The sequence below is a fragment of the Chitinophaga flava genome (genome assembly GCF_003308995.1).
GTDB classification, from domain to species: Bacteria; Bacteroidota; Bacteroidia; order Chitinophagales; family Chitinophagaceae; genus Chitinophaga; species Chitinophaga flava.
In genome coordinates, this window is record NZ_QFFJ01000002.1 from 21,289 (window position 1) to 35,938 (window position 14,650).

Here is a 14,650-nt window from a genome sequence, read left to right on the forward strand (position 1 = left end):
AATCGCTATAAAGTTTTCATGTTTGTCTTGATAATTTAAATAGATTAATGGTTCTATTTTGATTGAAAATGATCATATTTTGACTTTTTCGTAAAAAAACTATTAAAAGCTTGCGTAGCTAGAAAACTTTATATAGGTTTGGATTACTAGATAAGAATACTGAATCGGGGGAAGAGCATTTATTTTTTTTCAGAAAAAGCTAAAACGTTTTACTAGGACTTGTACATTTTTACCGTATTCGTCATGTGTAAATATTAGACCTACAACTTATTTATTTCCAGATTATCAGTTCAACCAAGAATCAGTCAGAGGAGTAAGAATCAGATTGTCATTTTTTTATTTTAAACATTCAACCAGAGTTTTTACGTAACAGCCAACAGTAACTGTATTCCATTTTAGAAAATTCAGCCAACTGCAATTGGATTTTGTGCTATGCCATAGCGCATTATGAGCCACTGCTATGCCAAAAAGATAATATCAACCAAATAAGGGCTAAAGGCTCTTAATAATCAAAATTCTACGTCTCTTTTATTCGCATTCATCAAAAAAAGAAAAAAATGAAAAGATCGCTGTTCTTATGCGTGTCTCTTCTTCTGCTTTGTTGTCAGGTAATGCTGGCGCAGGAAAAGAAGGCAATTACCGGTAAAATACAGGATGCAAAAGGAAATCCGATTATTGGTGCAAGTATACAGGAAAAGGGTACTACCAATGGCACTACCTCTGATGCCGACGGGAACTACAAACTGAATGTATCGTCTAATGCCACAGTGATTATTAGTTCTGTTGGTTATTTGAAACAGGAACTGCCGGCAGGTAGTCACGCCGTACTGAATGCCCGTCTGGATGATGATACAAAAGGCCTGAGTGAGGTAGTAGTAACCGCCATGGGTATTAAAAAAGACCGGCGTAAAGTAGGTTATGCTATTTCCACAGTATCCGGTGAGGATATTGTTAAGTCTTCTCCTACCAACTTCGCCTCTGCTTTATATGGAAGAGCTGCCGGCGTAAAAATTCAATCTGCTCCCGGTGGCGGTACCAGTGCGGTGAATATTAAGATCCGCGGTCTGAACTCTATCAATGGTGACAATCAGCCATTGATTGTAGTAGACGGTGTGCCTATCCGTAATGATATTGTGAACAACAGTGGTTACTGGAGTGATACCCGTATCCGTGGTAACAGTCTGCTGGATATCAATCCGGATAATATTGCCGATATCAATATCCTCAAAGGTGCTGCTGCTACTGCGTTGTACGGTTCCAGTGGAAGTAACGGCGTAGTGATGATCACCACCAAAAGAGGTACTAAAGGAAGAGGTCTTGGTGTAGATGTAAACTATTCTTATGGCGTAGAACAAGTGGGTGTAACACCTGATCTGCAAACTACCTACGGTCCGGGCTACGACAGAGCTACCAATAAATCTTCTTTTGGTGCTGATGATGATGGCTGGATTCATATGGGAACTATTGATGGTAAGGATGCCATACGCCCTATCTTCCGCGCCTATGCCCAGTTTGGTCCTAAAATGGAAGGGCAGGATGTTTACTGGTGGGATGGACAATTCCGTAAGTATGTAAGCCATAAAAATAACTGGAAACAGTTTTATCGTAATGGCTACAGCTCTATTGCCAACGTAGCGATATCCAATGCCAGCGATAAACTGACTTACCGCTTCTCCTATACCCGTAACGATTATCAGGGTGTACAGATTGGTGGTAAACAACAAAAAAATACTTTCAACTTTAATACTACTTACAAAATCACTCCTAAGCTGACTACAGACATCGTACTCACTTATGTGAATGAGAAAGTACATAACCGCCCTGAGCAGATAAACCGTGTAACCTCCAACTATGGCGGCTTCTTCAGTCCGGCTGACTATATGGATGTGTACATGAACAAATATAAAACCAGCAAAGGATACAAGTATGTGAAGTTTGATGATACTTCCAAAGACCCTGCAGAGGCGATTAAATACAGTATCAGAGCTTATGACTACATGGATTTTCTCTGGAAACAACTGGAAAACAGCTACGATGAAAGATCCAATCGTCTGCTGTCAAGCATTACCCTGAGCTATGAAATAGCGAAAGACCTGAAGTTGCGCGGAAGAATAGGTAATGACTTTACCGGCTATAGTGCGGAAACCATGAACAAAGCTGAGTTTCCGCTGTCATTTGGTGAAAGTGGTGCATATAGTACCAACAACAACGTGTATAACATTGTATACGGCGACGTATTATTGTCTTACAATAAACAACTCTCTAAAAACATAGGATTCAGTGCCAGTGCAGGTTATCAGGCACGCCGGGAAGAAAATCGTTTTGTGGGTATTGGTACCAATGGTGGTCTTACCCAGGAAAACTGGTTTAGTCTGAATGCTTCAAAAAATCCGATCTCTGCCAGCTCTACCTACCGTCAGTACTATCAACAGGATGGTTTATTTGGTACTGTAAGCTTTGATTATAAAAACTTCCTGTTCCTCGAGGGTACCGGTCGTTATGAAAGAGCTTCTACACTGGCTCCTGGCAACAATGCCTATTTCTATCCCAGTGTAAGTGCTTCACTTGAACTGACTAAAGCACTGCAACTCCCATCTTTTGTGGACTACAGCAAACTGCGTTTGTCTTACGGTGAAGTAGCTACTGCTGCCGGTTTATATTCTTCCAACGTAGTATACAGCGGCTATACTATGAATGGTGTGCCTGCACTGCTTCCTCAAAGCGCTTATGGTAATAATAACCTGAAGCCGGAACGTAAACATGAAGTGGAAGTAGGCTGGGAAACCAAATTGCTGAACAACAGACTGGGCTTTGATGTATCCTACTACAATGGTACTATTAAAGGACAGATCATTAACCTGACTATCCCTTCCAGCACCGGTGCTAACTCTATCTGGAAAAACGTAGGAGATCTCAACAACTATGGTTTGGAAGTAGCGTTAAACGGTACGCCAGTAACCACCCGTAATTTTGACTGGAACATGCGTGCTACACTGGGCTATAACAGAAACAAGCTGAAAAGCCTGATGCCTGGTATGGACAAGCTGGTACTTTCCAATGTGGATAATGGTTCACTGTTGGTAACTGCAAGAGTAGGCGAGGCTGCGGGTGATATCATGGGCTACAAACGTAAGCAGGATGCACAGGGCAACTACATGATCGATTCCAAAGGTTACTATATCATCGATTTTGATCATCAGGTAAAACTGGGTAATATCCAGGCAGACTTAACAGGCGGCCTTGCCAATACACTGCGTTATAAAAACTGGAACCTCGACTTTCTGATAGATTTCCGTTGGGGCGGCCAGATGATTTCTACTTCCAATTACTATGGTACCGGTGCTGGTATGTATAAGAGCACTTTGGCTGGTCGTGATGCAGAACATGGCGGTGTAGCCTACTATGTAGATGGTAGCGGTAAAAATGTAGCAGCCGGAAGCGGTGCACCAGCCGGTGCAAAAGTATATCATGATGGTGTTGTACTGAATGGTTTAACAGCAGATGGTAAGAAAAACGAAACCATCATTGATGCGGCCAGCTATTATCTGAACACCTACAGCTGGGGTTCATGGCCTGGTTCCGGTTCTTCCAGCACTTATGAAGGCGCCGTATTTGATAACAACTTCATCAAATTCCGCGAACTGTCATTGAATTATACAATGCCAGTGAAATTAAGAAACAAAGTAAAGGCACAAAACCTCACAGTAGGCGTGTTTGGCAGAAACCTGTTTTATCTGTATAAAACATTGCCTAACCTGGACCCTGAGGTGGGTATTGGTAGCAGCTTTGTTAGCCAGGGTATAGAATCCGGTACCACAGCAGCTTCCCGTACCATGGGGGTGAATCTTAGATTGAGCTTTTAATTGATCTGTTTTTTAAAATGAGAAAAATGAAAAGGAATATTCTGATAATAGCAATGATGGCCGCGGTGTCTGCGGGCATTTTCTCAGGGTGTAAGAAATCGCAGTTTGATGATCGGTATTATGATCCGGAAAAAACAACTTTAGCTAATATTGACGGGCTATACAGTGGTTTGTTCAAAAACAGACGTGTTATTCCTAACTACTGGAACCTGTATACGTTTATTGCTCCTCAAACGAGCAAGTATGCACAATCACTGGGTTTCGCAAATACCAACCGCATGTATGAGCAAACAGTGAACTATACCCAGGACCGCTGGAATGATTTCTATACTGCGCCGGGCTCAAACTTCTCTGGTCCTATAGCGAGTTTCCGCGAGATGGAACGCTTGTATAATGCGCTTAAAACAGATGCAGAAAAACAAGGTTATTTACTGTTCATGGAAACCGCGCGTATTTTTGTTTATGACCAGGCTACGCAGATGGTGGATTTATGGGGAGATATTCCTTTTACCGACGCTGGTAAACTGAATGCTACCGGTGGAGAGTTGATACTGGCGAAATACGATAAAGGTAAAGATGTATATGATTTAGCATTAACTGATCTGAAACGGATCAGTGATTACCTCGCTACTGTACAACCAGACCAGTTTTATCAGAATAAATTAATCAAACAGGACTTTATATTGAAAGGTAATCTGGTAGCGTGGCGTAAATACTGTAACTCACTGCTGTTACGTCTGGCGATGCGTATTTCCTACCAGGACGAGGCCAAAGCGCAAGGTATTGTGCAAACATTGCTGAGCAATCCAACAAAATATCCGCTGATAGAAACTGTTTCTGAAAACGTACAGATAGCTGCAAAAGGTCCGGACCTTTTGTCTACAGATATGCGTGACGGATTGGGTGGTAATCTGGCACCTGGTTATATGCTGGATTCGCTGATGAAACCTTCCGGTGATCCGCGTTTAAGGGTATTCTTCGCTAAAAACAAGAGTGGTGGTTACTTTGGTGTGCCATTGTCCTGGGATGGTGGTCGTCAGTCAGATTCCATTTCTTCTGGTTTTATTTCCCGTATAGATTCTGTAACATTCATCAACAACGTAAACTTCCCGGGTATTATATTAACTGCTGCAGAAGTAAGTTTTTCCAAAGCAGAAGCCTATGAAAGATGGGGTGGTGGCGATGCTAAGGCTGCTTACGAAAACGGTATCAAACAGTCTATCTCCTATTATTTCAATATCAATGGACTGAGCGCCTGGGGAACTCCTGCCCAGGCCGCTACAGCAGCAGAAATCAGTGCATTGCTGACTAGTCCGCAGGTAGCTTATGGTACAGTAGGAAAAGATGATAACCTGAATAAAATAGGATTACAGAAATGGGTGGATTATGGTGTGATGTTATCTCCCCAGGCCTGGGCAGAGATGAGAAGGAGCGGTTATCCCAGACTGTTTTTCCCGAAAGATGTGGGTACCACTACTATGCCTACGCCTCCGCTGAGATTACTCTATCCTGATAAAGAACGCACCTTGAATGCAGACAACTTTAAAGCCGTGGCTGCACAAGATGGAGCGTATAATAAAATCTTTTGGCAGGTAAGGTAAAGCCTGTCATTGATTGAGAGAAAATGAAGACAACAATAAAGCCGCCCTGAGGCGGCTTTATTGTTTTTAATATTAGCCAGGTCTGAAAAGAAAATCCCCGGCTATCATGGCCGGGGATCTGTATCTATTGCTAACGTTGAACACTGATGTGTCTGGACCACCATTTCTTTCCGTCGAAGACTTTCAGGATATAGATGTCATTTGACAGCCCTGAGACGTCTAATGAAGCGTTACCCGTTTGAGTGGGCAGCTGCCGGTCTATTTTCAGGTTACCCATTTTATCCAGCACCTGTATGCGGGACATGTTTGTTGTAGTGTTTTTACGCAGTGTGATGGCCTGTGCTGGTTGTTGTTCGATAAGCGATACACTCAGTGTATTGGCCGCGGGAACCGGTGATGCTTCTACTTGCAGCATTTTGCTTGCTCCCGGGGTTTTGTAGAAAGTGAGTTTCAGCGTATAGGTTCCGCATACTGGATGCGTAGTGGTGAAGAGTACTGTTCCTGTCGGATTAGTTGTCTGGGGGGAGTTGAATGTTGCCCTGAAGAAATAACCTGATTCATCATCGAATGAGAAACTTGGGTCAGAATTTCCGCGTATTACCCACGAATAACTACTGAAATCACCCAGCTTCGGCAATTTTATCCGGAGAGAGCTGCCTAGCAGCTGCATGAAAGGTTCTGTCCATACACCGTCGTTGGGGTTGTACTCGATGTTTTCGAACGGGGTAGGAAGCCCAGAAACCACTGTTTTCGGCTGGAGGATGATCGGAGTGGGATTGCAGGGCAGTTGTACAGATGCCTGGAGAGTAAATGTGCCATAGGTCAGAGACTGCAATGTTGTTTGCGGACAAGATGTACAACCCAGCGTGGCAGGGGAACCGTAAGGAATGCTCCAGGTGACTACTGCATTGCAGGGCAAATTAGCGATATAGTAAGAGCCGGAGCCGAGGCATATATTGTCTGGTCCGGCAATAGAAAGATTAGTAGGTTGTTTGGTGGTGGCTGTAGCCTTGAAAGGCCGGGGGTAAGGGGTGCTGCCTTTCATAGGTCTTACTTCCACGTCGGAGAGGGTAGCTGTTCTACAGCCATCAGCCGTGAGCGTGATAGAATTGGTGGTAGTGGATATCAGCTGGGGAGCGGGAGCGCCGTTATATAACCATCCGTTGCTGGCACTGCCAAGATTCCACTGATAGGAGGTGATACCGGTAACGTTGTAGGGATTGCTCAGTGTAAATGTATGGGTGCTGCTGGCACCACATATGGTAGTAACGCTGGTGGGAGAGAGTACAAGATCAGGATTTACCGCGACCTCAGTTATAGTGATGCTCCGTACCAAAATGGTCTGGTAACCGGAGTTGGGTGTTGGTATTGCTGCTACCTGGAAATACGGGAATGAATTATCCTGTTCCGGTAAATCAAATACATAGTCACTCCAGAAATCACTACCTACTATAAGGGATTTGGACGTATTGTTGATCATGGGAGCATCAATCAGCTGAGAACCATTGCAACTGGTGTTATTCCCGCTACCAATATTGTTCAGTTGCAGACGCAGGTAGCCGGGAACAGAATTGGCCCCTGCGACATTACTGGCTTTTACCGTAAAGGTGTACCGGAACCCGCGTTTAAACGGATAGTCAACCTGATATTGAGTTCCTTTGGTTTGGCCGGATTGGGTATAGCATTCCAGTGCTATTGCTTTATCAATGCCTCCAACATATCGAGGTTGACCAATATTTGTCAGATGAGAATACCCTCCCACCGACTTAGAACTCGCAAAGACATTACAATCTGTGCTTGACCAGGTTTGGTAGTCAATTGTTTGTGACCTGGATTGAAGGGAAATAAATGCGATTAACAGAAATAGGGTTATAAATTTTTTCATAGAGGGATTAATTTGTTTAAATATAAAATACTAAGAATCTTTTATGTTTTGGGGATGGTAGTGACGATTAGTAGGAGCGTCAGTCAGGATAGGGGATGTAGGCATGCCTGTTGTTTAAACAGGAAAAGATTTTTGTTATCCAGTATGGTTAGTTGGAAAGATTGGATGTGGAATAAGAACATAAGATAGAAGCGAAGCCGGATAAGCTTCGCTTCTACATCTCCGAAAAAAATTAGTTATTTTTCTTCAGCATTCCGGGATACACTATCCCATCTGCTTGTTTGAGTGATATGCCTAATAGCTTCGCTATCAGCGGCGCTACGTCTGTTAGTTCTATCACGGGCACTGTTACATTTTCAGCTAAGCCTGCACCATAGGCTACAAAGCCAGTCTGTATTTCCCTGAAATCGGGGAAATAGCCATGTGCGCCACCGTTAGCTTTTTTAACTGCTTCTCCATCTTTGGCGGCGGAGAAGGCGATACCTTGTACAGCAGTGAGTGCGAGCATGGCATCGGGATCGGCACCGGTTTGGGCCAGGGCTGGTTGCTCAATGATACGGAACTGTTTGCGGATACCGTCTGGCAGTTCATTCAGTATGGTTTTCACTTGCTGCAGTGTTTTCTGATCGTTTTTATCTTTCAGTTTCAGGAAAGTGGATCCTCCACCGCTATGGAACAGGGCTTTCCAGCTGCCTGGGTTTTCCTTGCTGCCTGCCAGTCCTTTTTGTGCCAGCCATACGTTGGGTGCGAGAGAGGTATGGATATCAACGAAGCCGTGATCGCCGGTGATGATAACGGCGGTGCTGTCGCTGATACCGGCTTTTTCGATGGCTTCGAGGATAGTGCCGATGCCGTGGTCTGCTGATGCTACGGCAGTGGCGACAGCATTACCTTCCCGGCCTTCGCGGTGTTGTACCTCATCGGTGCAGGGCAGGTGTACGGTGAGCAGGTTAGGCTTGTAGCGACGTATCAGATACGCAGCCATACGGCTCAGCGTTTCATTCATCCCGAGATAACGGAGGTTAAGGTCGGTGGATTGCAGTTCACCGGTGGCGTAGCGTTGTACTTCCTCAAACAGTCCTTTAGGAGTGGACTGTTCGCTGGTAGGCGCTCTGCGGTCAGCTGGATTGCTCAGTGAGAAGGTCTCCGGGATATTATAGTTCACCGGTGCACCTACAGATACCGGCCAGGAAACCGAGGCAGATACCAGGCCTGCCTTTCCTACTGCATCCCATAAGGTTTCTGCTTTGATATGTTTGGTTTCGGAATACCAGCGGCCGCTGGCACCTTCAGGTTCGAAAGGTGTGTTATAGCAGATGCCGTGTTTGGCGGGTGTTACACCTGTGATGAGCGTTGTATGTGATGGATAGGTGATGGTAGGAAAAATACCTTTCACACCAGTAGCATGTACGCCTTTTTCTTTCAGGTGTTGCATATTGGGAGCAGGCCAGGAGCGGTCCAGGTAGAAGTCCGGCCGGAAGCCGTCGATGCTGATCAGTATCACATATTTCGCCTGTTGGGCGATGGAGTATGTTGTGGATAACAGTAACGTACCTACGAATAATATGAGTTTTTTCATGCTGATGACCATTTTAGTTGATGAAAGGGAAAATTTCTTTTGCACGTTTGTTCTTCACCAGAATGGCATTCATGTCATACTTCATGGTTACCACGCCATTGGTTTTATCATAGGTAAAGTCGTCCATGCCCCTGTTGAGCGGGATGAAGGCAGGGATCTGAGCTTTCAGGTGCTCAGGTTTTACATTAGGGTTGTTCAGCTGTTCTGTTTGTGATACCGGGAATTTAATACCCAGGTCGGTCATGCGTCTGCCTTCTGCCATGAAGATCTCCTGGCGCAGGCGATACAGTACGTATAACAGCTGATCTTCGGTGGCGGCTGCATTCAGGTCATTATCGGTAACCATGGTGCCGGAAACCGTATATACCTTGACGTTACCTGCCTGGCGGTTCAGTATATAGTTGCTGCGCAGGGTGTCATTCTCATCAAATTTTACCTTTACGGCTGTCAGCGGGTAGTCGGTGCGGTTACCACCGTTTCTGGTTTCTTTTTTATCATCTACCATCACTACGGGCCTGTTGGCAACGATGGTGAGCAGCTGTTGCAGCGTATTACGGCTTCCTGCGAGGTTACCGGCAGCTATCTGTGTTTCTGCCAGTATCAGCCATGCTTCTTCTGCTTTGGCGATGGTAACGGGTTTCTGATCAGTTGCAGCCAGGCCGGTATGGAAATACTTGGGATCCAGGAAGTCCAGGCGGGGCAAAGGAGCAAACTCATTATTGGTGGAGGAGAAGAGATAGGTCTGCATATCATTGGGCACGTTATTCACACCATCATATTTCACCTGGCGGAGCAGTGTGTTGTTGCTCATGGCTGCGGTGGCGAATTTAGCCGCATTGGCAGCATCTCCCAGCGCATAATAGGCCCTGGCTTTGAGCAGGGTATAGGCGCCTGTTTCGGTGGCATTTTTACTGAGGGAGATGGCTTTATCCAATTGGCTGATAGCTATCTGCAGATGTTCGGCCGGAGCTACTACCGGCCCGATGTTGCTGCCAGGAAGGCCTACAAACAGCTCTCCGCTGAGGATATGGGCGAAGGCGCTGCTGAAGTATACTTCTGCGGAATCGGCGGCCGTGCTGGTCGGATCGGCTGGCAGTACCTTGTTCAATCCGTATTCAGACATCTCCCGCAGGCGTTGTACCTGTACCTGCAGGTTATTTACATCGAGATCATAATAATCGATCTGTGGGATATCAAATACCTTACTGCTGAGTGTACGATTGTTATAGTAGTTGTCTGATACCAGCTCTGAAGAAACGATAACCTGGTTCATGGTGAGCGCCAGCTGCCGGCGCAGGCCCACTACCCAGCTGCTGGCTGCATTGGGGGTGTTCAGAAAAACAGGTTCTGTAACATTCGGATTTAATACAGAGCAGCTGTCCAGTGCGAGGATACCTGATAACAGGGCTGCGGTTATATATCTTTTCATGTTTTTTTGTTTAGAAGTTTAAGCGTAAAGTGCCCAGAAACTGACGGGGAGCTGAATAGGTAGCGTAAGAGATACCTCCTGTAGTAGCGCCACCCTGGCCTTGTGCACTGCCACTGATAGTAGATTCCGGATCAAAGGAAGAGGCAGAGAAATTCAGTGGATTGATAGCAGAGAAACTTACAGTAGCCGATTTGATTACTTTATTGAACAGGGCCGGTTTCCAGTTGTAACTGCATCCGATCAGCCTGATCTTGATGTAATCTGTTTTTTCGGTGAACATATTGGTGAAGTTCAGCCAGTTGTTACGTTTGTTTTTGTCTATCTCAGCCTGTGGAACACCTTCATTGTTGGCGCCGTAATAGAAGCGGAACTGACGGTCGAAGGAGTTGGCGTAGGCGCCTTTCTGATAGTCGCCATTCATGAAGAAGTCGAATTGTTTATAGCGCAGGTTCAGCCCCAGGCTACCAAACAGATTGGGAATAGTAGTGCCCAGGTTCTGTTGGGCGGTGGTGGACTGTAATACACCATCAGCACCAAATACACCATAGTTGCCGCGCAGGAAGCCGATAGGAGAACCTTCCTGTACGATTGTTTGAATGGTACGGGCGCTGAAACCGTTGAGGTTAAAAGGTGCGCCGCCGGCTTTTTCCACATTATTATACAGGGTGTTAAGGGAAGCATTCAGCCTTAAGGTGAGATCTTTTGTATCTACCGGAATGGCGGTAATGCTGAGTTCCCATCCGCGGTTCAGTATCTTACCCACATTGTATAACTGAAATACGGATTGTCCGGAGGAAGGAGTGGGAGGTACAAAGAAGATCGCATCTTGGGTCATGGCGTTAAAATAACCGGCAGACACCAGCAGGCGGTCTTTTATGAAACCCAGGTCTACACCGGCTTCCAGCGTATGTGTTTTTTCCGGTTTCAGGTAGTCATTGCCAGGCTGGCCAAAAAATGCCGCCTGATCGTTGTTGTAACCCTGGAAGGCAATCGTCTTTTCGTTGGCAAAGGGAGTAGGCAGGTTGCCGGCGATACCAAAGCCTCCACGCAGTTTTGCGGATGTGATGATCTCTGCGATGCCGGCAAACCAGGGCTCAGCACTGGGAATATAGGAGAACCCGATTTTAGGATAGTACTGTATGCCAATGTTGCTGCCGAAGACAGGGTTACCATCACCACGGATGCCCAGGTCGAGAAACAGTTTGTTTTTAAATCCGATGTTTTCCTGCAGATAGACGCCATAGTTCACTGCTTCCAGATAAAATTCATCACTTGTTTTGGAGGTAGCATCTTTGATATTTTTTGCTCCGTCGCGGATATTGCTGCCGTTGTAGGCGATCTGCTGGTCTTCATTCCGGAAGAATTGTGTACCGGCAGTGGTAACGAATGAGAACTGTCCTGTTTTAAATTCATGCTGGCCATTCAGTTCCAGGGTGAGGCCCAGGTATTTGCGATCATTGTTGGTGATGCTGCCCTGGTCTTTTACCGGATTGCCGGTGGTAAAGGAAAGATACTGGTTGGTGGTGGTCACCTGGTTTTTTTGCACACGGTAATCGATACCGCCGGTAGCCTTAAATACCAGGTTTTTCAGTGGCCGGTATTTAAATGACTGAGAGGTCTGAAAACGGTTTACCGTGATATCATTATCCTGTAAACGTTCTGCTTCGCGTACATACGCTTTCATCTTCTCAAAATCAGCATCAGAGAGATTATCGATATCAGGGTTGAACTTAGGTCCTGTGATGGCAGAAGCGCCGCTTTCCGTAAACCATAATCCCGTATAGCCGCCCTGGTTACCATTACGGTTACGTTTGTATTTATTGTTGACATAGGTGAAGGAGGATTCATACGTCACCTTTTCACCCAGCCCAGCCCGGAAACCGGTACTGAAGTCGATTTTGCGGTTACGGTTCTGGTTAAATATTTCTGTTCCCTGGGAATTGAGATAGTTACCAGAGAAGCTGTAGCCAAAGTTGTCGGTACCGCCGTTGATGCCGATATGATGTTTCTGGTAGAAACCATTCTGCATCAGCAGTTCTTTAGTACGCTTGAAGTGCAGGAAGTCGGCTGTTGGAGTTTCCACGCCCATCTGTGTTTCAGCGTTGATGGCTGTGGTGCCTGCGCCGCCTTTTTTAGTGAAGATCTGGATCACACCGTTGGCAGCATCTGAGCCATAGAGTGTGGTAGCAGCGCCTCCATTGATGTATTCGATCTTTTCAATATTATCCATGGGAATGTCTGCAATGGCGCTGATGGCCGCACCCTGGGCACTTCCGCCACCCATTGCCGAAACGGTGTTGAGGTTGTCCATCCTTACACCGTCCACATAGATGATAGGCGTGGAATTGATAAATGCGGAGTTGATACCTCTGGTGCGGATCAGCGAAGTGGCGCCTGCCTGACCGCCGGTCATTTTGATTTGTGCATTGGGGAGGCGGGACTGCAGTAACTGGTCTAGCCGGCCTGCCGGTACATTTTCGATATCACGGGCGCCAATGCTCACAATGTTGGAGGATAAACGACGACGCGCAATGTCAACACCCTGGCCTGTTACCACCACTTCGTCGAGGCCCAGCCTGTCTTCTTCCAGTGCAATCTGTAAACCACTACAGTTTTCTTTTCTCAGCTGGATTTCTTTCTTCTTAAAACCCAGAAAATATACTACCAGTGTAACTTCGTCTTTGTTCGCCGGAAATCCCAGCGAGAAGCGGCCGTCCACATCCGTTAAGGTACCGGAAGAACTGCCCTTGATGCTGATGCTGACACCTGGTAATACTTCTTTGGTTTTGTTGTCGGTCACCCGGCCACTGATCTTCACTGATTGCTGCTGACCGTAGGACTGGAGCAACAGATATTTGTCATTTACCTGCACTACATTAACCGGGAAAGAGCTTAACAGTTCCCTTAACACGACGGCTACTGTTTTGCCGGAAGCGGTGTAGCTGACCTTGCTTTCAGCAGGGATCGTACTGAGATCATATCCGATAGTAAGCGATGATTGTTGTTCTATCATCTGCAAAACTTTTTTCATCGGTAATTCCCTGGCATTGATGTCCACCCTGATTTTTTCCATCGACTGTCCTTCTATATGAGTAGCGGAGGCGATAGAAGTGGAAAGGACTGCGAAAAAGAGTGTTAGTCTCATTTTTAAGGAAAAAAGAGTTTTGACCGGTCTGATGCAACCGGCATAAAAATTTCTCATTTTTGTAGTGTTTTTAATGTTAGTCGTTAAAAAATACTGTGCCTTTCCGGGGCACGGGATCTAACCGGAGGTGTTGGTAGCACTTCCGGTTTCTTTTTTCTGATTACTGTTTACGGTGCATAAGTTTTACTGTAAATAATGATTTGTCCATTTTCATTTTTATAGGTGATGCCGGTAAGACCGGACAATACGGCGAGGATATCCTGTATATTTTCCTGCTGAAAGCTGATATTGTAATGGGCTGTATCCGCAGGGGTGGTATGTAATTGTATGCCGACAGGGTATTGCCGTTGCAGGTCGGCTACCATTGCGGTCAGCGTATAGCCGTTAAAGTCGAGGACTTTCTGCTGCCATTGTCCTATGCGGCCGGTATCTTCCCTGCCTTTCCTGGCATTGCCCTGGAGGGTACTGTACTGCAGTGTTTCATGGCTTCCCAGCAGAAAATGCTGTTCCTCTTTTCCTTGTATATCCACCTGTACCTTACCACTGGCAACTGCTACTTTTGCATTTTCTTCTCCCGGATAGGCACGGATATTAAAGGAGGTACCCAGAACGGTGGTGGTCAGCTGGCCATGATGTACCCTGAAAGGACATGTGGGATTGGGCTTTATATCAAAGAATGCCTCTCCTTCAAGTTCGATGTTCCTTTCCCTGTTGCCAAAGCTGGCTGCAATCCGCAGGGTACTGCCAGCGTTCATTGTGACGATGCTGCTGTCTGGCAGGACTATCCGCCTGGTAGCACCGATACCGGAATATATCACAGTGGGCGCTGCCATGGAGTTATAGCGGGAATACAGCCATCCGCCAAGGCTCGCGACTAATAGTACCGCTGCTGCATAGCGGAACCACTTCCGGCTAATTCCCTGTTTTGCAGGTATTGTTTGCCTGATGATATTATGTAATATGGATTGTTTGAGTATAGTCCTTTCTTCCGGTGATAAAACCGACTGTTCGGGGTCCTGCAGGGTACTGTACCAGTACGCTATTTTCTCCGTTTCTTCCGGAGTGGCTGTCCCCTGCAGGAAACGTTTCAGCAGTGCTTTAACGCCGTTGTTATGCTGGTGTTGATGTTCCATACAGCGATAATCTCT

7 protein-coding genes are annotated in these 14,650 nt (G+C 46.0%); 2 read left to right on the forward strand and 5 right to left on the reverse strand.

Features of this window, described 5'->3' with window-relative positions:
• Positions 1–557 precede the first annotated feature (557 nt).
• Entirely contained in the window at positions 558–3,863 is a 3,306-nt protein-coding gene (locus DF182_RS16445) for a SusC/RagA family TonB-linked outer membrane protein (RefSeq protein WP_113616946.1), read from the forward strand.
• A gap of 26 nt (positions 3,864–3,889) precedes the next feature.
• Entirely contained in the window at positions 3,890–5,464 is a 1,575-nt protein-coding gene (locus DF182_RS16450) for a SusD/RagB family nutrient-binding outer membrane lipoprotein (protein WP_161964161.1), read from the forward strand.
• Between the two features lie 130 nt (positions 5,465–5,594).
• Here DF182_RS16450 and DF182_RS16455 read toward each other — a convergent pair whose 3' ends face one another.
• The 5 genes from DF182_RS16455 to DF182_RS16475 form a co-directional block, all read right to left on the reverse strand.
• Positions 5,595–7,349 (reverse strand): T9SS type A sorting domain-containing protein, encoded by a 1,755-nt coding sequence (locus tag DF182_RS16455; protein ID WP_113616948.1) that lies wholly within the window; start codon positions 7,347–7,349, stop codon positions 5,595–5,597.
• A gap of 232 nt (positions 7,350–7,581) precedes the next feature.
• Positions 7,582–8,928: an alkaline phosphatase family protein gene (locus tag DF182_RS16460; RefSeq protein ID WP_113619611.1), complete on the reverse strand. Its 1,347-nt coding sequence runs from the start codon at positions 8,926–8,928 to the stop codon at positions 7,582–7,584.
• Between the two features lie 13 nt (positions 8,929–8,941).
• Positions 8,942–10,357 carry a tetratricopeptide repeat protein gene (locus DF182_RS16465; protein WP_113616949.1) on the reverse strand — a complete coding sequence of 472 codons (1,416 nt, stop codon included), beginning with the start codon at positions 10,355–10,357 and terminating at the stop codon, positions 8,942–8,944.
• Positions 10,358–10,367: 10 nt separating this feature from the next.
• A complete protein-coding gene (locus DF182_RS16470) occupies positions 10,368–13,502 on the reverse strand; it encodes a TonB-dependent receptor domain-containing protein (RefSeq protein WP_211327153.1) in 3,135 nt (1,044 codons plus the stop codon).
• 167 nt (positions 13,503–13,669) lie between these two features.
• Positions 13,670–14,635 carry a FecR family protein gene (locus DF182_RS16475; protein WP_113616951.1) on the reverse strand — a complete coding sequence of 322 codons (966 nt, stop codon included), beginning with the start codon at positions 14,633–14,635 and terminating at the stop codon, positions 13,670–13,672.
• Between the last annotated feature and the right edge of the window lie 15 nt (positions 14,636–14,650).